This is a genomic window from Sporosarcina sp. NCCP-2331 (assembly GCF_023707945.1).
GTDB classification, from domain to species: Bacteria; Bacillota; Bacilli; order Bacillales_A; family Planococcaceae; genus Sporosarcina; species Sporosarcina cascadiensis.
Map to the genome: position 1 here is coordinate 15,448 of NZ_BRCD01000032.1, position 21,347 is coordinate 36,794.

Below are 21,347 nucleotides of genomic sequence, written 5' to 3' on the forward strand. Positions count from 1 at the left end.
ACTGGTTTGAACATTGCCTTAATTGCGCATGATGAAAAAAAGTCTGAATTAGTGAATTTCACAATTGCCTATGAACAAATATTCGCAAAACATACTCTCTACGCAACAGGTACAACCGGGAAAAGAATCATGGAAGAAACAGAGCTTTCCATTCACTGTCTTATGTCAGGCCCGCTTGGCGGTGACCAGCAGATCGGCGCTATGATCGCTACTGGAAAACTGGATTTAATCTTATTTTTCCGTGACCCGCTCACAGCACAGCCACATGAGCCAGATGTCAGTGCACTGCTTCGATTATGTGATGTGTACGGTATTCCGCTGGCCACTAACCTAGCTTCTGCAGAACTGTTGCTGCGAGCGATTGAAAAAGGGTATTTTTCCTGGAGGGAAACTGCTGCGAAATATCAATAAAACAGTTTATGATAGTAAAAAAAGCTGCAGGGAAAGTCATTTCTGACTTTCCCTGCAGCTTTGTCGTGTAAGCGTATATAAAGAAACGCGCCAAAGTGTCATCCCACCGAGCCAAAACCGGCGGGAAACGAACCAAAATTAGCCAGAACTGCACGTTACGCGAGATTCAGCGAACCAAACTGTCACAGCACCGCACCAAAACGCGTCCCCGCCGAACCAAACAACGCCAGAGTCGAGTATTTCACGCAACCTTCTGCCGCAGGCGCAGTCATTGCCTAATTAACTTAAAGAACTCGCGGGAAATAAAACAAGCAGGAATTCACCAGTCTTCCTTACTGACCTGTAAAACTGGGCTTTCTTTTCTCAACGAAAGCCTGGATTCCTTCCCGGTGGTCTGAAGTTCTGCGCATCGCTGCCTGTCCTTCACTTTCCAACTCTACCACTCTCTTCAGTTCTTCAATTCCGGCTGCATGTAAAATCTGTTTGGATGCAGCCATGGAAGCTGTGGGAGAATGCAGGATCTGCTGTGCGCGCTGCTGTGCAGCATTCCAAGCTTCGCCGTCCGCCACTACCTGATCAATAAGTCCGATCTGAGCTGCACGTTTACCGTCCATCACTTCACCCGACCAGATCAGCTGCTTCGCTCTCGCTGTACCCACTCGCTCTTTCAGGAAGAAATGACCGCCGCCATCCGGCAACAGACCAATCCCAATGAAATTCATCGCAATCTTGCTTGATTCTTCTGCAATGACTATATCACAGGCAATCGCAATACTGCATCCAAGTCCCGCCGCTGCACCATGGACAGATGCAATCGTGATTTGAGGCATACTGTACAAAGCTAGAGCAAGTCTTGATAAGTCGACCATAATATCTTCCATTTTCATCGGTCCGTGCGGGTCAAGCATCGCTTTTACGTTACCGCCGGAAGAGAATGCGCGGCCTGCTCCGCGGAACAGCACGACGTGTACAGTTGAATTCCCTTTTAACTCATCGACGACATCCGCCAGCTCTCTCATCATTTCTCCGTCCATTGCATTCATCGCTGACGGTTGATTAAATGTAACCGTTGCCAATCTGTCTTGAATTTCCACTTCGATCTGTTTTGTCATCATCATTTCCCCCTTTATTATGAATGGTCGTTCATTCATAACATTATACACAATTACCTGAGCATTTGCACAACCATCTCTAAAAAAATTCCCCAATCAGCAATGTGACCGGGGAACTTTCATTAATCTATAGAGTGAACGGAAGGAAACAATTCCTCCAAATACGCTATTTTCTTATCAATTGACTCTTCAAAACCAAGAATATACGCAGCCGGTTCTTTAGGATTGTGGAACTGTGTGAGCTTTCCGGTTTCAGGATCCACGAACTTGCTTGAAGCTCCGCAGCCCAGTCCAATAATCGTCTGCGCTTCTTCCATGATTAAGATATTATACAGACTCTCTTCTCCCGGCTTTGAATAGCCCACATTTTCTAGATTACCCAAGATATTCTTTTGACGGTAGAGATAATATGGAATATAACCGTTCGTCTCCGCCCATTCTTCGCCGCGCTGCATCATCTTGCCGACAGTTTCTCGATCTGCCACACGATACTTATCCTTATTGCGCGTCATTTCAGAAGCCCGTTTAAATGACAGTGTATGGATTGTCAGCGACTCTGGCTGCATTTTTTCCGTCTCCGCCAATGAATGCTCGAACTCCTCCAAACCTTCATTCGGCAGGCCGATTATCAGGTCCATATTAATATTACGCATGCCTTGTTCACGGGACAGCCAATACTTGTCGATTGTTTCCTGCACGCTGTGATGACGTCCGATCGCTTTCAGTGTTTCGTCAGTATAGGACTGGGGATTTACACTGATTCGATCGATTCCCCACTTCTTCAGCACTTCCAGTTTCGGCACCGTAATCGTATCAGGCCGGCCCGCTTCCACTGTCACTTCACGCACTTGCTCCATGTATGGAAAGGAATCTGCCATGGTCTGATACAGCGCATCCATTTCATCCGCCTCAATCGAGGTCGGTGTGCCGCCGCCGAAATAAATTGTCGTAATCCGGATATCACGCTCTTTCAACCAGCTTCCGATTGCACGCATCTCTTCATGCAAACCGTCCAGAAAGTTTTCCACCCGGCCGTTTTTTCGGTGAATGGCATAAGCCGGAAATGTGCAGTATGCGCACTTTGTCGGACAGAACGGAATGCCGATATAAATACTCACTTCCTGTTTCAGTGAATAAAGGTCAGGCAGCGCGTTTAGCTGAATGTCCGCGATTTGTGCGATCAATTCACTTTTCCGCATCGATACCCGGTGGCGCTGCTGTAATAATTGCTTTGCTTTGTCAGTCGTATAACCATCTTGTTTATACATATGATAAAGCTTAGTCGGCCGAATGCCAGTCAGTATGCCCCATTCCTGCTGCATGCCGGTTGCTTGTTCCAATACATCGAGCAGGACATGTGAATACATTCTTTTTTTCTGACGCACCAGCTCTTTTTCTTCTGTCTCTGCTGCAGATTCTGCAAAATCAGAAGTGTATTGCCGGCCATTCCAATGCAATACCGCTGAAATGCTTGGCACTGGCCCATTCATTTGTTCAGAAAATCGTATGTCAATAGCGGCGTCATCTACAGTGTCAGTTCCTACTTTTGATTGTTCAAAAAATAGATTGGCCAGATGGGTGAACATCCGGATCCAGTCTTGCGGAAACTCTTCAAATACATTTAGTTGCTGCATCATTCTCTCCTACTCTCCATCGATTGAAAAAAACCGGCCTGGGCCGGTTCCAATTATACTATTAATTGAAGCTTTCATAAAGGTCTTGCACAGGCTTCAACACAACACGGTTTACTTCTTCAATCAATTCGCTGAGCTTCATTTCTGCAGTCAGCATCGCCATGATTTTCGGATTTTCTTGGGCTAATTGTGCAGTCTTCTGTGCATGTTCAAGTTCTTCTCCTGCAATTTCCTCGCCGGCCATCTGTTTCTGCTGCAGATTCATTTGGATTTCACGGAAGCTTTCAAACAATACACGGGCCTCTTCATCGCTCTTCACATCTTCCATAGCCGCTTTCACTTCTGCATACTGATCTGTCTTGCGCAAAGTAGATTCCAACTTATTCATATCGTCATAAATATTCACTGTCATGTAAATTCCTCCTAGATTCCATTTAATGTGATAGCTATAATCCCTTGAATGATTCCGATCGCGCCGCCAAGCACTGCGCCAAGAACCGTAATCATTTTAAACTCTCTGCGTGAAATACCGAGTACCAAATCCTCCAGAACAGCAACCGGGAATGTATCGACCTGTTCTTTCACCATTTCATCGAGCTTTAATTTCTGTAATGACTGCTCCAGCTGAAGCTCCGCCTGCTTGAAAACAAACTTCACAATCTGCGGTGTGATATTGTCTGCAGTCCATTCCGCTCCCTTCGGCCAATAATGCTCTAAACTGTGGTCGAGCCGGTCTCTAAGAGCCAATTGATCCAGCGCATATTTTCTCACGGAATGAAAGACGCTGTCGAAGTCGAACTCTGCCGTCAGTTTTTCCATTGGCTGCTGCTGGATATTGCGCCACTCTTTCCAGATCAGCTTATCGAGCAATTCCTTCGTTCCCGGCGCCCCCGCAAAGCGCAGTGCTTCCCGCTGTATCTTACCGACGAGCGAATCCGAGTCTCCGAAGAACATATTCAGCATGCCGCCGAATGTTCCTTTTGAATTAAGGAAATCATCAATCAGCTTTTGGAACGTCTCTCTTCCTTCAGTTGAGTCAATATACTGTTCTGCACGCTGCAGCAAGAAATCCGAGGCAAGCGGAATTCTTTCCTCCACTTGCTGCTGCCAGCGCAGCGGGACAACTTCTTCCACCGTTCCAGTTGTCACTTTTAATTTCATTTCGGTCAATTGACGGTCGATCAATGTGAGCATATTATCTTCCACTTGTTCCGGCAGATCCGCAGCCCCTGTGATTTCAAGCCAGTCATTCAATGTCTTGTCCGATTGCAGGATGTATTTATTCATTTTATCCTGAACAAACTTCTCCACACGCTCTTCCATGACAGGCGTCATCAGCTTTCTCCTGAAGAGATCAGGCGTCAGCAAATAATTCGTTACCGTCTTTCCCAGCTGCACCGCAAGCTCGCTGCGCCGTTTCGGAATCAAGCCAGGCGTAAACGGCAAGCGCGTTTTCCCAATAAATTTCGGTTCATGCGGCCTGAAAAGCATCTTGATCGCCAGGTGGTTCGTTACCCCGCCAATCAGCGCTCCAATAAACGCCATGAACAAAATTGTCAGCACTATTGTCAATCTTTTCACCTTATTCCACTTGGTCTTCGTCCAATTATAACAAAAACCAGCTGAATGAAAAGAAATTCGAGGCGGGGATTTTTGGCTTTACAATCAGGATTGAATCAGGTACGTTGCAAGTAGCGTCATTTCAGCTTTCTTATCATATAAAGGAGGTCAATGAATTCATGAAAAAAGAAGTTACCGATCATTTGGGCAGAACGCTGTTGTATGAGTTTCCTCCAAAGCGCATCGTGACATTGTGCCCCGGCATCACAGAAACTTTATTCGCATTGGGATTGGAAGAGGAAATCGCCGGACGAACAAGATATTGCATCTATCCCGAGGCCGCAAAAAAAGTTCATGCCGTCGCCGGGACGAAGGATTTGAATCTGGAAAAAATTCATGCTGTCAAACCAGATCTGATTATTATGGAAAAAGAAGAAAACACAAAGGAAATGGTCGAGACACTGTCAGAATTTTATCCAGTCTATGTAGCAGAAGTCCAAACGATTGATGATGCGTTTCGGATGATCACGGACATGGGTACTCTGACAGACCGTCAGCAGCAGGCAGATTTATTGGCCGCGGATATTAATCAGGCATTTGCAGAGCTCCCTGCATTACCTGCTGCACGGGTAGCATACGTAATCTGGAAAAAACCTTATATGGTGGCAGGCAGGAGTACATACATTAACACGCTTCTTCAGCGAATCGGCTTCATCACACCGTTTGCCGAATCGGCTGACCGCTACCCCGCTGTGACGGAAGAACAATTTAAAGAAGCCAAGCTGGATCTCGTTTTATTAGCTTCAGAACCGTATCCGTTCAAAGAAAAACAGCAAAGGCAATTCCAGGACATGCTGCCGGATTCATCGATTCAGCTGATTGACGGCGAAATGTTCTGGTACGGTGCCCGCATGCTGCTGAGTGCGGATTATTTACAGACGTTTGATTTTGATCTTTGATTCATTTCGTTCCATTAAAGATCGTGGACATTCTAATTGCATGCTCCATCTCATCATTCATCGCAATGAAAAGTGGATCATGGGCCTGATCAAAAGGCGCTTTCAAAAGCATTTCTTTGTAAACTTCCACCGCTTCCAGTTCGTCAACCAGCGCATTTTTCGCACATTCTTTTAAATTTGTACACGGCGCCATTTTTTTCGGATTCGGCACGAAGCTTCCCGTCATCATATAGTGGAGCTGCTGGAACATTTCATAGTGGCTCTTCTCGTCTTCATAAGCATGACGGATAAATTCCTGCCACAGCGGATCACTGGTCAGCTGATACATCGACTTATAATAAAAGTAAGATCTATATTCATCTTCGACGGCATTTCGTAATTGCGTAACAAACACACACTCATCCTTTCGCTCTTTTGCTCATTTTATGAAAAGAATGGTTAGGATATCACCAAAATTAAAGGAGATGCTACAGATGCTGCAACATTTCAGTCATAAAAAAATGTTTGAAGGAACGGATCTTCCGGGCTGGACAATTTCTTTTTACTATCAAAATCAGCAGTATGCAGGCGATTACCATAAAGACGGTTCGGTGAATTGGACAAAAGGCATACCGCCGAATGAAACCGAAGTCTTGAAAATGGTTCACGACTTGATGACTTACCATGTCTATGAATGATTTTTCTGCTGAACGGCCATCCTTATACTGGAGGAGGTGCTGTTATGAGCAAAGAGAAATCCGAAGGCAAACAGCAGCTGGAGAAAGAGCGACTGCAAAAACAGGCACAGAAAACCGAAAACGTTTTCGAAGACCAAAGTCGTATTCCCAACGAACAAAATGCCTTCAAAGAAACCCAGCCCAAATACGGAGAATAACCAAAAGAACCTTGCTTTTTCAGAAGGTTCTTTTGGTTTGAATTTTAAGAGTCCTAACCAAAATGTGTGCTTGACATACTCTGATTTGACTGTAATTGCGCAATATAGGGTAAAGGGGAAGGGACCGTTCCCCTGCGTTCCAGGCGGACGCGTTCCGGAGGGCCCGCGGTAAGCCAACTTGAAGTGCAAAGATATGCTCCTAACGCTTCGCTTTTACTCGCAAAAGCCGTTCTTCGTGACGGCTCTCGCTTCGCTCCCGCAAGTTGTCTTACCTGTCGAGCTGATCCTCCCGGAGTCGCTTTAGCCGCGGGCTTCACACGAAGTGAGTCATGCAACCGTTGCCAAGCGAACAGCGTAGGGTTCGCTTTGCCGTATTTCTGTGGTCTTTGCAGAAATTAAGGCACTTGCGGCGTACTTAGGTTGCCTTCCACTTCGGTACACTGGCTGGTTTTTCAATATTTTTGGTGTGAGTAGGCAGTATGAGCATTCTATTTGAGGCTAGCACGATAGGTAAGGTGTTTCATGCAATACTTAGCATTCACCAGGGACACAGGTCCTTGTGATCAATGTATTTGAAAAGTCGAGAAACGAAAATACACCAGCTAAATCCGGACTCAGTAAAAAAACAACATGACATACATTCCCCACGCCAGCGAAGGCGCAACTGCGGGGTCGGCCGTTGCCATGAGACAACTGGCGCGGTCTTCGCCAGCTGGCTCATGGCGTAAGGCAATCCCCCAGCGCCGAAGCGGATTTAAACTGCAAACTCACACCTCATTAAAACTTCCTGCAAAGTCAAGTAACGAAACGCACACAAACTAAATCCACACACTGCCAAACTGCAGAAAGATTTTCGCAATACCCACATGACAGATTGTAAAGAACAGTTTTTGGCGCAGACCAAATTTTTAATAGTGAGTATGTGGCGGAAGACCGTTTCCTTACGTATCGAGCTACGGCTCACCCCGAATTCAAACTGCAGAACAAGTTACATTTCACTCTCATTCACAATATATTCGCCGATAATAAGCGCCAGGAATTGTGTTTTCTCTATAAATAAATTATTATAAAAGATAACTAACTTTACATTACAGGAGGTGTACGCTTTGTGCTTTTTCCCCATTCGGTCTAAGCGCGGAGCCATTATTTGGACATTGCCATACGTTTGGCAGCATTTGCTGCCTTGATCGCACTCACCGCTTTTTTTGTCGCGTGTGAATTTGCCATCGTGAAAGTCCGTACTTCCCGACTCGATCAGCTGATCGTTGAAGGTAACAAACGAGCGGTGCTTTCAAAAAAGATTGCTGATAACTTAGATGAATACCTGTCCGCGTGTCAGCTCGGAATTACTATCACTGCACTCGGCCTCGGTATGCTCGGTGAGCCGACAGTCAAATTAATGCTCGCGCCGCTTTTTGACAGGCTTGCGCTCGATCTGAATGTGGAAACCATCCTTTCATTCGGTATCGCATTGGCGATTGTCACGTATCTCCATGTCGTTGTGGGAGAACTTGCCCCGAAAACCATAGCCCTGCATAAAGCAGAACAATTGTCGCTGACGCTTTCTGTACCATTGAATATCTTTTACCGGGTGATGTATCCGGTTATCAAAGGGATGAACGTATCTGCCCGTCTAGTTACGCGATTACTTGGCTTCAAATCCATATCTGAATTAGAAGTAGCACACACAGAGGAAGAACTCCGTATCATCCTGTCGGACAGCTTGCGCAGCGGTGAAATTAATCAGGCAGAATACAAATATGTGAACCGGATTTTCGAGTTTGACGACCGGATTGCGAAAGAAATTATGCTGCCCCGTACGGAAATGATGACTATAGACAAAAGTATGACGTTATCGGACGTCTTTGAATTGATAGATGTGGAGCAGTATACACGCTATCCGATTATCGACGGGGACAAAGACCATGTCATCGGCTTGATCAATATGAAACACTTGTTAACTGCTTATATTAAAGATCCAACTACCGGCGACAAGTCTGTCGTCAACTATATGCAGCCGATTATCCGGGTGATTGAGACCATGCCGATTGGGGATTTACTGCTGAAGATTCAGCGTGAACGTATCCATATGGCCATTTTGCTGGATGAATACGGCGGCACTTCGGGTCTTGTGACAATTGAAGATATTTTAGAGGAAATTGTCGGTGAAATCCGCGATGAATTCGATTTGGATGAATTGCCTGAGCTTCAGAAAATCGGACCTGATCATTATATCCTGGACGCCAAAATGCTCATTGAAAATGTTAATCATGCACTTGAAATTGAGATTCTGGAAGAAGATATCGATACAATCGGCGGCTGGTTCATGGATCAGCGTTTTGAAGCCGTTCCGGGTGAGAAGATTATTGAACAGGGCTATGAATTCACCGTAAAAGAAGTAGATGGCCACCACATTCTCTATTTAGAAGCAATAAAACAGCGTTCTGAAGAACAAAACCCAGAAAGTGATAACAGCGCTGCGTTATAATGGAAAAGCTTTCCTGCCTGCCGGGAAAGCTTTTATCATGATTAACAGAGTGATAGTAAAAAGAAAGAAGTGAATAGATATGACAAAAAAGCAAGAAAATCTTCTGCTATTCATTTGGACCACGGCATTGACCGCCACTCTCGGTTCTCTTTATTTTTCCGAGATTAAAGGATATGTGCCCTGCACACTCTGCTGGTATCAGCGCATATTCATGTATCCGATTGTATTGATTGCACTTATCGCACTTATTCAGAAAAATGCTTCTGCCGCGTTAACGACTGCTGCATTTTCATTGATAGGCGGCGGGATTTCCCTCTATCATTATGGAATTCAAAAGCTCACCTTTCTGCAGGACAGTGCGCCTGTCTGCAAAGGGGCTTCCTGCACCGGCCAATATGTAAATTATCTCGGCTTTATCACCATCCCGTTCATGGCATTCATAGCATTTACTTTCATTTTTGCTGCAAGTCTCGTAATGTGGAAACAAACAAAGGAGTGACACCAATTGAAGAAGTTATTAGCCATTGGCGGAATTATAGTGGTGATCTTTGTTCTGATCATCGTGCTGAACAACAAATCCAATGAAAAGAAATTAACGGATAATCCGTATGGAACTGACCAGCTTGATCAGCGGACTGTTGATTTATTGTCTAATGAAAATTATCAAAACATCGTGCTTCCGGACGAACTGGATAAGCAAATTGAGAGCGGTGAACCGACTACTGTTTATTATTTCAGTCCTGCCTGCCAGCACTGTATGGAATTCACGCCGCGACTGATGCCGATTGCCGATGAATACGGTGTTCATATCTATCAGTATAATATGCTGGAATTGGACAAACAGCTGGATTCCAAATACGATATCGTGGAATGGCCGGCGCTCGTTCATTACAAAGACGGCAAAGAAGAGTTCAGAATGATCGGCGGACACCCCGACGAAAACATCAAAGCATTTTTCGATGAAATTGAGAGTAACTAAGGAGACTGACCAGATGACTAGTTTTCATTACACAACGATACAACCCGGTGAAACAGTGGAACAGCTCCTGCGTGAACAGTGGCAGGGAGGTAAAAAGACGGTTCACCAAATGCGTATGGACAAAAGCGTAACCGATTCTGAAGGCCTTCCTGTCGAATGGAAAGAACCGCTGCCTGAAGGCACAGAGCTGACTTTCTCTTTTTCAGATGCACAGTCGTCATATAAACCCGAACCATTTGATTTGCTGAATATCGTTTGGGAAGATGAGCATTTGCTGGCAGTGAATAAACGGGCCGGGGTTTCCGTTCACCCGGAACACGCGCCGGGCACAGGCACCTTGATGAATGAAGTAATGGGTTACATCTCTTCAACAGGCGGCACTTACGCTGAGCACGTGCACCGTCTCGATCAGCATACAGCGGGAATTCTGCTGATTGCCAAGCACCCGATTGCCAAGACGATGCTCGACCGGATGCTCGAACAGAATAAAATCGACCGTTTCTATACAGCGGAAGTTGAAGGCCAGCTGAGAAAACCGCGCGGCACGATCAATATGCCGATCGGCAAAGACCGCTACCATGCGACACGCCGCAGAGTGTCCCCTTCCGGCCAGTCTGCAGTGACTCATTTTAAAGTCCTCGAACGCCTGGCCAACAGTACGCTGGTCGAAGCGCAGCTGGAGACAGGGCGCACGCATCAGATTCGTGTCCACTTCTCGCATATGGGCCATCCTGTTGTTGGTGATCAGCTGTACGGCAGCGAAACCATTGCCAGAGGTCCTTATAAATTAATCGCTTCAAAGGTTGCTTTTGATCATCCGATCACTTCCGAAGCTGTCCTATTAGAAACTGAATAAAATGTAAAGATGCCCGCAGACCAATGATCTGCGGACATCTTTTATTTTATTAACAGTTGCTGAATCCCGCTTTCCAAACGTTTATCCACTTCTTTTGCGTCTTCGATATGTTCCACTATTAATTCATGGGCACCTGAGAATAACGAATTGGCCTTTTTCAATTCCTCCTGCATTTTAGCGGATAATTCATTCTGCTCGGCAATCATCTTTTCTATGGAAGAAATATCTGCCTGACTTCCTTGCACGGTTTCCAGAATGGACCCGATTTTTGAAGCAGTCTGCAGACTAACCGCCACACCCTGTTCAATTAACTTCGAACTTTTCTTTGTCGCTTCCAATGCCTGCAGAATTTCTTCTTTCAATGAATTGGTCAGCGACTGAATATTTTTCGTACTGCTCGAAGTGCTTTCCGCCAAATTTCGAACTTCCTGTGCGACAACGGAAAAGCCCTTTCCGTATTCTCCTGCACGCGCTGCCTCAATAGATGCATTCAAAGCCAATAAATTTGTCTGGGCGGCAATATTTTCAATCACCCCAACAATTGACTGAATTTCTACTGACCGTTCACTTAATTGCGTCATACTTACTTCTGACATTTCCATATGCTTGCCTAAATCATTCATTACTTCTGCAGTTTTACGGACTTCATCTGCCCCGTCTTCCGCTTCCTTCACCATATAAATGGATTTCTCTTCAAGCGAACGGCCGTTTTCATGCAGTATCATTGAGGATTCCGTTGTTTTCTCGCTGAGATCCTGAATGATATTAAAACTGCTCTCAATCTCTGAAACGGCCTCGCCCAATACATTGTGCTGCGCGTTTACTTTCTCGTGCTGCGTAACAGCCGCCGTTAATTCATGCTCCACTTGTTTATACCGTTCCTGATCCTGCCGCTGATCTTCTGAGCTGACCGTAGCAGAATCAATTTCCTTTAATACCTCTGTAACCCGTTCTGGTTTACGTCTGAATATCCCCATTTTAGTTCCCTCATTTTCTTTAAGCTACATTAAAATATAGCCGGATCTGTGCCTGTTCTCTGATCTTTATTCATTGCGTCAATCAGCGCCATTTCCGCTTCTGACAGCTGAAAATCACTCACGTCACTATTTTCTTTAATACGGCTCTCCGTCACTGATTTCGGAATAACAATTAGATTATGCTGAAGATGCCATCTAATAATCACTTGGGCCGCCGTTTTCCCGTGACTTTCACCAATCGCATGCAATATCGGATCTTCCAATAAAGTCCCTCTTGCCAGCGGACTCCAGGACGTCACAGCAATTTGATGATCACTGCAAAATTGACGCAGTGGCACCTGTGTCAGTAACGGATGCAATTCGACCTGATTAACCATTGGACGAATGTTCGCAACCGTAAAAAGCTCCATCAAATGTGATTCATGGTGATTCGAGACACCTGTCGCTCTAATCAACTTTTCATCGTATAATCTCTCTATCGCGCGATATGTATCAATATAGCTGCTGCTGACGGGCCAATGAGTCAAATAAAGATCTAAATAACTCATGTTCAGCGCTGTCAATGAACGCTCGAAGGCTTTCAGTGTTTCATCGTATCCCTGTTCATCATTCCACACTTTTGAGGTAATGAAAAGGTCTTCCCGCGACACGCCGCAATTCCGGACCGCCTCGCCCACTTCTTTTTCATTCTGATAAATTGCCGCTGTATCAATTGCCCGATAGCCGAGTGAAATCGCTTTCTCTACTGCTGTCACAGTTTCTTCCGGGTCTGTCATTTTATATGTGCCCAGACCCATCTGCGGCATTTGTACACCATTGCTCAATAACACCATATGTTCAAAGATAGTTGGCATGTAAATTCCTCCTTCAAAAAACTGATAGTCTAATTGTACAGTTTTTTGTTTACTTTTACGAATAAACTTTTTTAATATAACGGCTTGATTTCTACGATAAAAACGAATATTATTGTGTTTGATCTTTAATTTGTTCGTTATTTAAGGGGAGAATATATATTGTTTCAGTTGAAAAAGAATAATACCACTGTGAAAACTGAATTATTAGCAGGAATTACGACATTTCTGACGATGGTTTATATCGTCATTGTCAACCCGATTATTCTGTCGGATGCGGGTGTTCCTTTTGACCAAGTATTTTTAGCCACTATCATCGCGACCGTTATTGGAACGGTTTGGATGGCTTTATTCGCTAATTATCCGATTGCAATTGCTCCCGGCATGGGATTGAATGCATATTTTGCTTCTGTTGTGATCGGCTCAGACGGCCAGCTGGATTATCTGACAGCCTTCTCTGCTGTATTTATTGCAGGACTGATTTTCGTTTTACTTTCTATGACTTCATTTCGGGAAAAGTTGATCGAATCCATCCCGGAAAATCTCAAACACGGAATCACCGCCGGGATCGGATTATTTATCGCATTCCTTGGGTTACGATTATCAGGTTTAGTCGCACCTCACGAATCCAATATCGTTCAATTGGGTGATTTAACGTCTCCTCCTGTGCTATTGACAATTTTCGGCTTGATCGTAACCATTATCTTAATGAACTTGAATGTCTATGGTGCAATTTTCATTGGGATGATCTCCACAGCGATTGTTGCTTTCTTCACCAAGCAGCTGAAATTTGAAGGCTTTATGAAAATGCCGCACCTGCCGGAAGGAATCCTAGTCTGGAATCCTATTCAGGCAATGAGTGACGTCATTACACACGGCCTGTACGGAGTCGTATTTGCATTCCTGCTCGTGACACTGTTTGATACAACAGGAACGATGATCGGTGTAGCAAAACAAGCCGGACTGATGAAAGGCAAGTCTCTGCCGCGTGCACGTCATGCGCTTCTTGCAGACTCAGTTGCCGCTTCTGTCGGCGCCATGGTCGGTACAAGCCCGACATCTGCCTATGTTGAATCCTCTTCAGGTGTAGCAGTAGGAGGCCGTACAGGGCTCACTACGCTGACTGTAGCCGTGCTGTTCATTATTGCGGCTTTCTTCAGCCCTGTTGTCAGTGCGCTATCAGGAGTAGCCGCAATTACTGCGCCTGCGCTTATTATTGTAGGAAGTCTCATGATCAGTGCTGTAAAGCATATCGACTGGGATTCATTCGATGAATCATTCCCGGCTTTCCTGGTAATCTTAACGATGCCGCTTACTTCAAGTATCGCAACAGGAATCGCACTTGGTTTCGTTACCTACCCGCTGCTGAAGATTACCAAAGGTCAGGCTAAGCAAGTTCCTTTATTGCTTTATATTTTCGCTGTCCTGTTTGCCTATCAGCTATTATTCCTGCCACATTAAGATTTGTTAAGAACCTGTCACAAACTAAAGCGAAGGATATTTCATTTTTCATCCGTTTACGGTATACTGTGTGAAGGACTACTGATTTTACAGGAGGTACAAACAATGAGATTAATTTTAATTATGGCTGTTTGTGTCGCATTCCTCTCTGCTATTTTTACAGGCGGATACGAAGACAAGCCGGGCCAATCAAAGAAATAAGCACAGTAAAAAGGGACTGGCATATGCCGGTCCCTTTTTTTATGTTAAATGAGCAAACTTTTGCTGCCTCAATGCTTCATAGATTAAAATCGCAGCCGTATTCGATAAATTTAAAGAACGAATATGTTCATCATTCATCGGAATGCGGAGACAGGTTTCCTTATGTTCAGCAATAATCTCTTTAGGCAGACCTGTTGTTTCCTTGCCGAACACAAAGAAGATATCTTCGTCCTGATCCGTGTAATCAAATGAATCATAACTCGTCTCTCCGAATTTTGTAATGAAATAAAATTTCCCTTGCGGATAAGCAGTGAAAAAATCTTCTATTCCGTCGTGGTACGTAATTTCGACATGTTCCCAATAATCCAGCCCCGCGCGTTTCAGCATTTTATCATCTGTTGAAAAACCTAATGGGCGGATTAAATGAAGCGCCGTGTCGGTACCTGCACATGTGCGTGCGATATTTCCTGTATTGGCAGGAATCTGTGGTTCAAATAAAGCTACATGTATCGTCATTTCAATTCGTACCTTCCTTCAATTAGTTTGCAGCTGTTCGATGGCACGGTCGATTTCCTCTTTGACCATTGCCTCCTCCTCTGCCGGATATTGTTGCCGTAATGCCTCCGCCGCTTCAGATGTACCAATTCTTCCGAGCGTCCAGGCAGCTGTTGCCCTGATCACAGGCCGCGGATCCTCTGCCAGCATTCTGACTGCTTCAGGGATTGCTGATTCATCCTTAAAATGCCCCAATGCTATCAGCACATTTCGCTGAATAGGATTCTTGCCGCGCCAAGAGCCCGACATATGCCCGTACTGCTCTTTAAACTGCCGGTTGGATAAAGACAGCAACGGCACCAATAGTGGCTTCACAAGCTCGGGATCCGGCTTAAAAGCGGGCTGATGGGTGTGATTCATTCCTTTATTTTTAGGACATACCGTCTGACAAGTATCACAGCCATACAAACGGTTGCCGATTTTCTGTCTGAATTCTTCAGGCACCGCTTGTTTCGTCTGCGTCAAGAAGGCAATACAGCGCTGGGCATTTAATTGGCCTCCTTGGATAAGCGCGCCTGTCGGACAGGCGTCCAGGCATAACGTGCAGTCGAGACATTGATCTTCCATCGGCTCATCCGGTCTGAACGGGAGATTAGTGATCATCTCCCCTAGGTAGACATACGAACCGAACTCCGGTGTAATGATCGCACAATTCTTTGCCGACCAGCCGATCCCCGCCCTCTCTGCCACAGCACGATCCGCAAGCTCTCCTGTATCCACCATGGAACGAAGACGTGCATCAGGTACTTTCGTCAGTATGAAAAGTTCCAGCTGCGCCAGCTTGTCTCTCAACACTGTATGATAATCTTCTCCCCAGGACGCACGGCAGAACATTCCCCGCCGTTCACCTTTTTTACCGCGTGGACTGTCTGCCATTTTTGACGGATAAGCAACCGCTATGGATATAATGCTCTCCGCCTGATCCATAAGCAGCAATGGATCTGTCCGCTTATCCAGATCCGGCTCTTCAAAACCGGATTGGTAGCTCAAACGCTGCTGCTGTTTCAGCCTGTCCTTCAATTTCACGAACGGGGCTGCTGTCGTAAAACCTATCTTGTCGATTCCAATGGCCGCCGCAAACTCACGTACTTCAACTTGCAACTGAGCGACATTCACCATTCCCCGCCTCCCTTATGATAAGATAAAGAAAAATTAGATATAGGTGATATCAATGCAACTCACTATCCATCCTTCTATATTTACAAAAATTCCTGATTTTAAATTAGGCTTGATCTATTATAACAAAACAACTGTCTCGGCATCACCTCAGATGCTGAAAGGGCGTCTTCAGTTATTCCAGGAACAGCTTTATTTCGAACTGCTGGACAAAGATCTATCCGACTTTTCCGGACTGGCGGAATGGCAATCTATCTGGAGGAAACTAGGCTCCGATCCCTCGGTAACACCTCCAGCCTTGGAAGTGCTGATGAAACGAATCAAAAATCGCGAATACGTACCTTCTTTTCACAGCGCGGAAGATTTAAATACATTCTTTTCCCTTCAATATGAAATTCCTGCCTCTATTTACGACTTGGACGAACTGACAGGTAATATAGAACTGTCAATCGGAACAGCAGAGGATGGCTTTGAAGGGCTCAATGGCCAATTTAACACATTTGCCAACCAATTGCTCTTAAGCGATAATTACAGCAGTTTTGGCAGTCCCTACATCGACTCTATCCGGACGGCTGTCACAGAGGAATCAGAAAACATCCTGCAACTGTTGTTCATCTATCCCTCATTAGACGCGGGAGAAGCTTTCCAATTAACGAATGCCTGCGGAAAAATGTTCACCAGCATAAATGGTGGAGACTTCTCTTCCGCTATTCTGACAGGTGAACGGCCAGCTTTTACAATTAAGAAAGAGGTGTGATCATGACCATCACATTAGCAGAAGGCGTCAAATTAAAAAGTATTCTCTCAAAACAAATACGTGATCTGGAATCCGAAGCACGCAGAGCCGCTTTTGCGACCGTGGAAAAAGGAACACTTCCGCCTCTGGTATCACGCACGTTTGAAGACATAGAAAAAGAAATTGAACAAGCGAGGTTAAATCAGCGCAAGCTTGATTTTCTTATCTATACAGCAAACAGCACGCATACCGTAGATTTCGAAGGACAGCAGATCCCTTTGGTCGAAGCAATCGAATTGGCCATTCAGCTGCGGGCAAAAGCTAGCTTCTGTAAAGAACTTTCTTTAGCCAATAAAGAAGAAATCCAATACGGTTACGCAGAATCTACAACCGTCTACCGTGTCGCGCTATTTGATCCTGAAGTATACCGTCAGAAAGCATTGCTGGCAGAAAAGTCCGCTCACCAGCTTTCTAATCGAATCAATACGAAAAACTACACCATAACGCTGGATTTCAATGGATCAGAATATTTCTGATCTCCGGAAAGGTGAGACTCCTTTTCGGAGCATGGAGCGAGAAACAGAAACTCAAACTTAGTGATAACCAATGACTCGTCACCTGTTACACATTGACCTATGACCCATAACCAACCATGTCTATGGCAATAAACCCTTACGAGCAATATCCTTTCTGGCTTCTCCTCCATGGCACGCTCTTTGTCAATTTGACAAGAGCGTGTTTTTTTAAGGGAGTTTTTTAAGCACTAAATCCTTGGTGATCTATTCTCTCCGGATATCAAATTCGAACTCGTTTCTGTAAATGTGAGCTTTTAGTTTTTACTTTATATTTCAAACGCAGTAAAACTTCTTACATCATCAAAATCTTTAACTTGCAGTACCTTTTCTGAAAACTGTTGAACTGTTTTTATATTACTTCCAATCGTAAGGGTCCGGCGACATCAACGACAAATCTTCGTGGTCAAGTACATGGCGTTCAAGGTCTAGATGTAGCAGATTATTCCAACCTTAACTGCGGCTGGCTGGGCCAGTACTTTCTAACGTCGCTTTGGCCCTAAGACTAGCTGCTCGTATTGTTCGTCAGTCGGGATAACAGTCTAAAACCTTCTTACCAAAAGATTAATACTCCTATTCCGATAAAGAGAAATATTAATCAAAAAAGGGGCTTGGACAAAACTAAAAATAAAGTCCGTTCCCCTGCGCTCCACTCTAATGATGCAAAGTGTCTACTGAAAAGAGACACAAAAAAGCGTAAGGAATTGAACTCCTTTACGCTTTTTTCATGTTATGTCCCAGCCTCTTTCTACTTCTTCTATCATATCTCCACTATCATACCTGCTTCATATTAAGCAGCTTTTGTGCGGATACAAATCGTGCTCCCAAAACAATGATTAAACAACCGCCCCTATTGTGCTATCCATCTCAAATTTAAGGGAGTTTAAATCGGAAAAATTATGTCCCCACTCTTGTACTTACTTTCTGTAAAAGTTTGACCATGGTTTCAGACTCATTATCAGTTAAAGATCCAAACATGTAATTAACTAAATCTCGATGGTTAGGCATGATTTCCTTCATTAAGTGAGTTCCCTCTTCCGTTAATATCACGTGTATGACTCGTCGGTCATCAGGACATCCACTCCGACTTAATAAACCCTTACATTCTAATTTATCTATCACATAAGTCATTGAGCCGCTAGAAATGAGTATGGTATTGCCAATCTGCTGAATCGTTTGTTTCCCCTGCAGATAGAGCACCTCAAGAACAGAAAACTCTGTAATGTTCAGCTTATTACTGATCATTTCCCGTTTAATTCGCTCTTGAATTGCCTTGGTTGTTTTCATCAACACTAAATATGGTTGATTTTCACATTTTCCACTCATATAAACACCTCACAAGATGCTATCTCAAAATATGAAATCTCCTCTTTTAAGAGTACCTTTGTTCATACCACTGTTTAGCAGCTTCCACTTCTGCCATTGTAAGTTGATGTCCAGTACTTACCCATTGAACACCAACCGATGCATTTGCATCTTCTAATAGTTGTTGCAGTTCCACGGATTCTTGTTTTGGACAAATCGGATCATTCGTTCCAGCTGCGATAAATACTTGGATACCCGTTAAATCTGGAAGTGTTATGCCACGTCTTGGCACCATAGGATGATGTAAAATTGCACCTTTCAGTGCATCTTTAAAGTGAAATAAAAGACTGGCCGCAATATTGGCACCGTTTGAATAACCAATAGCTACGATGTTTTGGCGGTCAAATTTATATTCTGCAGCAGCCTTATCTAAAAAAGCATTAAGCTCATTTGTATGGAATATTAAATCCTCCTCATCAAATATACCTTCAGCTAAGCGTTTAAAGAAACGAGGCATTCCATTTTCTAATACATTTCCACGTACACTGAGTACAGATGCATCCGAATCCACTATATCCGCTAGAGACAATATGTCATGCTCATTACCGCCTGTACCGTGTAAAAGTAACAGTACTGGTTTCTCGCTATTTGTTCCTTGTTTAAAAATATGTTGCATACTATTGTTCTCTCCTTTCAAAAGGTTACTCTTTAAAGTACACGTCTTCTATACAAGTAGGAATTCCTATATTTTTCTCCACTAATTGTGCTCACTATTCAGGTCTTTCAATGGAAAAAACCTCACCAATTGCTGCATAGTTAGAGCCTGCTAAACGACTGACCGCCTTTAAACCTTTAGGGTCGATTCGTCCATCTTCATACATTCCTTCATCCACATGAAATCTTACAACTTCTCCAATAAACAAGTCACTCCCTGGTCCTTCTCCACCTAGTGGAATTGCTTGGACAAGTCTGCATTCCATTCGAACTTTCGCTTCCTTCACGCCGGGTACAGATACTTTTTCACTTTTTACAAGCGTGAGATTTGCCAATTCGATTTCACTTTCAGTTGCAGGTATAGAGGCTGCCGTTTCATTGATCTTCGCCACATTCTCTTCATCCACAATATGAACCACAAATTGATGATTACTATAAATATTTCGAGCCGTATCTTTTAGATGGTCATTAGGTCTTTGGATAGCAAGTGAAAGCATCGGTGGATTGGATGAAACAATATTGAAATAGCTAAAGGGTGCGCCATTAATAATACCTTCCTCAGATTCGGTAGTAACAAACGCAATAGGTCTAGGAATAATAGAGCCAATGAGAAGTTTATAATTATCCCGTTCACTATTTTTTTGAGGATCGATTGAAATCAATATATTCAGCTCCCTTATTTAGTCAGATGACTTGGTCTAACATTTGGTTTACTGAATCTGCTTGTACAGTAGCTGGTTTGAAGTCTGAACCATTTTCGAAGTCTGTAAATAATGATAATGCTGGATGTACACGGACATGTGCTATAAGTAATTCACTTAATTGTTCTGCTCCGCCAACTGAACCGTATGATACGATACCTGCTGCTTTATTGTTCCACTCATCACGTAAGTAATCTAACGCATTTTTTAGCGTAGCTGAGATTGAGTGATTGTATTCTTGAACGATGAATACGAACCCATCTTATTTTGCAATAATTTCTGACTAACACCTCTTTTATAAGTACTCTTTTTCTATATTAAGCCTACTGCGTACTGTATCGATTGGTCTCACTGACGCCTCAATCTGTTCTCTTTTCCCTTCAAGGAATGGAGGTAATGACAAGATCTCTCCCACTGTTTCATAAGGTTCATCTCCCATAAAGCCTGGACCATCTGTTGCCCATTCAAAAAGGATGCCGGGTGCAACCCTTGCATATAAAGATTCAAAGAAGAAACGATCCACATACCCGGAAGTACCGAAACCAGCGGCTTCCATATGTTCAATCCATTCATATAATTCTTTCGTATCTTCCACGCGGAAAGCCGCATGATGCACTGTACCGAATCCTTGTCGGCCAGCTGGTAAAGCCGTATTGTGTTCAACAATTACTTGTGCACCATTGCCGCCTTCACCAATTTCAAATAAATACAGCGAACCTTCTTGTGCGATCTCACGCATTAACATCACTTTTTCCAGAATCTCTTTTAAATAATCAAATTGTTCGATACGAATATGAATAGGTCCTAATCCTGTAATTGCATATTCCAATGGTACGGGACCATTTTGCCAAGGAGTTCCTGATTCAATCCCCTCATTAAATTCATCAGAAACCAACATATATTGTTGGTCATCAAAGTCGACGAATGAAATAGTTTTCTTACCGAACACTTCTTCAATACCGTTATTTTCCACTTTATATTTATCAAAACGTTTCAGCCAGTAATCAAGTGCTATGTCTGTCGGCACACGGAAAGAAGTTTTATAAATCTCGTTTGTTCCATGTGTTCCTTTTGCAATACCGGGAAAATCGAAAAATGTCATATCAGTACCCGCAGAGCCTTTATCGTCTGCAAAGAATAAGTGATAGGTTTGAATGTCATCCTGATTGACTGTTTTCTTTACTAAACGCATTCCTAATACATATGTGAAAAATTCGTAGTTCTTTTCTGCACTACTTGTTATAGCTGTTACGTGGTGAATCCCTTTTAAGTGGTTCATTATATT

General features: G+C 43.9%; 24 protein-coding genes and 1 pseudogene. 11 read left to right on the forward strand and 14 right to left on the reverse strand.

Annotated features, from left to right (window positions below; all coding sequences use genetic code 11):
• Positions 1–6: 6 nt before the first annotated feature.
• Entirely contained in the window at positions 7–411 is a 405-nt protein-coding gene (gene mgsA / locus NCCP2331_RS15635) for a methylglyoxal synthase (RefSeq protein WP_153721004.1), read from the forward strand.
• A 332-nt stretch (positions 412–743) separates the two neighbouring features.
• On the opposite strand, the gene NCCP2331_RS15640 is transcribed toward mgsA, so the two are convergent.
• From NCCP2331_RS15640 to NCCP2331_RS15655, 4 genes are all read right to left on the reverse strand, one after another.
• On the reverse strand, positions 744–1,526 hold the full coding sequence (locus NCCP2331_RS15640; protein WP_376776831.1) for an enoyl-CoA hydratase: 783 nt from the start codon (positions 1,524–1,526) through the stop codon (positions 744–746).
• A gap of 119 nt (positions 1,527–1,645) precedes the next feature.
• The gene (locus NCCP2331_RS15645; protein ID WP_251671773.1) at positions 1,646–3,157 is read right to left on the reverse strand and encodes a coproporphyrinogen III oxidase; all 1,512 of its coding nucleotides are present in this window, start codon (positions 3,155–3,157) and stop codon (positions 1,646–1,648) included.
• Positions 3,158–3,218: 61 nt separating this feature from the next.
• Complete coding sequence (locus NCCP2331_RS15650) at positions 3,219–3,569, reverse strand: YlbF/YmcA family competence regulator (RefSeq protein ID WP_251671758.1); 351 nt, start codon at positions 3,567–3,569, stop codon at positions 3,219–3,221.
• An 11-nt stretch (positions 3,570–3,580) separates the two neighbouring features.
• Entirely contained in the window at positions 3,581–4,738 is a 1,158-nt protein-coding gene (locus tag NCCP2331_RS15655) for a DUF445 domain-containing protein (protein WP_251671759.1), read from the reverse strand.
• A gap of 158 nt (positions 4,739–4,896) precedes the next feature.
• On the opposite strand from NCCP2331_RS15655, the gene NCCP2331_RS15660 reads away from it, so the two are divergent.
• On the forward strand, positions 4,897–5,676 hold the full coding sequence (locus NCCP2331_RS15660; RefSeq protein ID WP_251671760.1) for a helical backbone metal receptor: 780 nt from the start codon (positions 4,897–4,899) through the stop codon (positions 5,674–5,676).
• Position 5,677: 1 nt separating this feature from the next.
• On the opposite strand, the gene NCCP2331_RS15665 is transcribed toward NCCP2331_RS15660, so the two are convergent.
• Complete coding sequence (locus tag NCCP2331_RS15665) at positions 5,678–6,070, reverse strand: ferritin-like domain-containing protein (RefSeq protein ID WP_251671761.1); 393 nt, start codon at positions 6,068–6,070, stop codon at positions 5,678–5,680.
• A 79-nt stretch (positions 6,071–6,149) separates the two neighbouring features.
• Here NCCP2331_RS15665 and NCCP2331_RS15670 point away from each other — a divergent pair, with 79 nt between their 5' ends.
• The 6 genes from NCCP2331_RS15670 (at position 6,150) to NCCP2331_RS15695 (ending at position 10,873) form a co-directional block, all read left to right on the forward strand.
• Positions 6,150–6,353: a DUF5342 family protein gene (locus NCCP2331_RS15670; protein ID WP_153720998.1), complete on the forward strand. Its 204-nt coding sequence runs from the start codon at positions 6,150–6,152 to the stop codon at positions 6,351–6,353.
• A gap of 44 nt (positions 6,354–6,397) precedes the next feature.
• A complete protein-coding gene (locus NCCP2331_RS15675; RefSeq protein ID WP_153720997.1) occupies positions 6,398–6,550 on the forward strand; it encodes a hypothetical protein in 153 nt (50 codons plus the stop codon).
• 1,147 nt (positions 6,551–7,697) lie between these two features.
• On the forward strand, positions 7,698–9,038 hold the full coding sequence (locus tag NCCP2331_RS15680; protein ID WP_251671762.1) for a hemolysin family protein: 1,341 nt from the start codon (positions 7,698–7,700) through the stop codon (positions 9,036–9,038).
• A 79-nt stretch (positions 9,039–9,117) separates the two neighbouring features.
• Positions 9,118–9,537 carry a disulfide oxidoreductase gene (locus NCCP2331_RS15685; RefSeq protein WP_251671763.1) on the forward strand — a complete coding sequence of 140 codons (420 nt, stop codon included), beginning with the start codon at positions 9,118–9,120 and terminating at the stop codon, positions 9,535–9,537.
• 6 nt (positions 9,538–9,543) lie between these two features.
• Positions 9,544–10,017, forward strand: a complete 474-nt coding sequence (locus tag NCCP2331_RS15690) for a thioredoxin family protein (RefSeq protein WP_251671764.1) — start codon at positions 9,544–9,546, stop codon at positions 10,015–10,017.
• A gap of 13 nt (positions 10,018–10,030) precedes the next feature.
• Positions 10,031–10,873 carry an RluA family pseudouridine synthase gene (locus NCCP2331_RS15695; protein ID WP_251671765.1) on the forward strand — a complete coding sequence of 281 codons (843 nt, stop codon included), beginning with the start codon at positions 10,031–10,033 and terminating at the stop codon, positions 10,871–10,873.
• Positions 10,874–10,914: 41 nt separating this feature from the next.
• Here the strand turns inward: NCCP2331_RS15695 and NCCP2331_RS15700 are convergent, their stop codons facing one another.
• Positions 10,915–11,850: a methyl-accepting chemotaxis protein gene (locus NCCP2331_RS15700; RefSeq protein ID WP_251671766.1), complete on the reverse strand. Its 936-nt coding sequence runs from the start codon at positions 11,848–11,850 to the stop codon at positions 10,915–10,917.
• A gap of 29 nt (positions 11,851–11,879) precedes the next feature.
• On the reverse strand, positions 11,880–12,704 hold the full coding sequence (locus NCCP2331_RS15705; RefSeq protein ID WP_251671767.1) for an aldo/keto reductase: 825 nt from the start codon (positions 12,702–12,704) through the stop codon (positions 11,880–11,882).
• 159 nt (positions 12,705–12,863) lie between these two features.
• Between NCCP2331_RS15705 and NCCP2331_RS15710 the strand changes: the two genes are divergently transcribed.
• Positions 12,864–14,162, forward strand: coding sequence for an NCS2 family permease (locus NCCP2331_RS15710; protein WP_153720991.1), 1,299 nt, complete (start codon positions 12,864–12,866; stop codon positions 14,160–14,162).
• A gap of 240 nt (positions 14,163–14,402) precedes the next feature.
• Here NCCP2331_RS15710 and trmL read toward each other — a convergent pair whose 3' ends face one another.
• Positions 14,403–14,879 carry a tRNA (uridine(34)/cytosine(34)/5-carboxymethylaminomethyluridine(34)-2'-O)-methyltransferase TrmL gene (gene trmL, locus NCCP2331_RS15715; protein ID WP_251671768.1) on the reverse strand — a complete coding sequence of 159 codons (477 nt, stop codon included), beginning with the start codon at positions 14,877–14,879 and terminating at the stop codon, positions 14,403–14,405.
• 18 nt (positions 14,880–14,897) lie between these two features.
• Positions 14,898–16,034 (reverse strand): tRNA epoxyqueuosine(34) reductase QueG, encoded by a 1,137-nt coding sequence (gene queG, locus NCCP2331_RS15720; protein WP_153721233.1) that lies wholly within the window; start codon positions 16,032–16,034, stop codon positions 14,898–14,900.
• Between the two features lie 55 nt (positions 16,035–16,089).
• On the opposite strand from queG, the gene NCCP2331_RS15725 reads away from it, so the two are divergent.
• Positions 16,090–16,791 (forward strand): B3/B4 domain-containing protein, encoded by a 702-nt coding sequence (locus NCCP2331_RS15725; protein WP_251671769.1) that lies wholly within the window; start codon positions 16,090–16,092, stop codon positions 16,789–16,791.
• Positions 16,792–16,793: 2 nt separating this feature from the next.
• Entirely contained in the window at positions 16,794–17,306 is a 513-nt protein-coding gene (locus NCCP2331_RS15730; protein WP_251671770.1) for a hypothetical protein, read from the forward strand.
• A gap of 933 nt (positions 17,307–18,239) precedes the next feature.
• Here NCCP2331_RS15730 and NCCP2331_RS15735 read toward each other — a convergent pair.
• The 5 genes and pseudogenes from NCCP2331_RS15735 to NCCP2331_RS15755 form a co-directional block, all read right to left on the reverse strand.
• A complete protein-coding gene (locus NCCP2331_RS15735; RefSeq protein WP_251671771.1) occupies positions 18,240–18,668 on the reverse strand; it encodes a MarR family winged helix-turn-helix transcriptional regulator in 429 nt (142 codons plus the stop codon).
• 46 nt (positions 18,669–18,714) lie between these two features.
• Complete coding sequence (locus NCCP2331_RS15740) at positions 18,715–19,323, reverse strand: alpha/beta hydrolase (RefSeq protein WP_251671772.1); 609 nt, start codon at positions 19,321–19,323, stop codon at positions 18,715–18,717.
• Positions 19,324–19,417: 94 nt separating this feature from the next.
• Positions 19,418–20,023, reverse strand: coding sequence for a flavin reductase family protein (locus NCCP2331_RS15745; protein ID WP_153720986.1), 606 nt, complete (start codon positions 20,021–20,023; stop codon positions 19,418–19,420).
• Between the two features lie 22 nt (positions 20,024–20,045).
• Positions 20,046–20,324 (reverse strand): annotated as a pseudogene (locus NCCP2331_RS15750) (NADPH-dependent FMN reductase); the annotation flags it as partial.
• Between the two features lie 33 nt (positions 20,325–20,357).
• A complete protein-coding gene (locus NCCP2331_RS15755; RefSeq protein ID WP_251671774.1) occupies positions 20,358–21,341 on the reverse strand; it encodes a ring-cleaving dioxygenase in 984 nt (327 codons plus the stop codon).
• Positions 21,342–21,347: the final 6 nt, after the last annotated feature.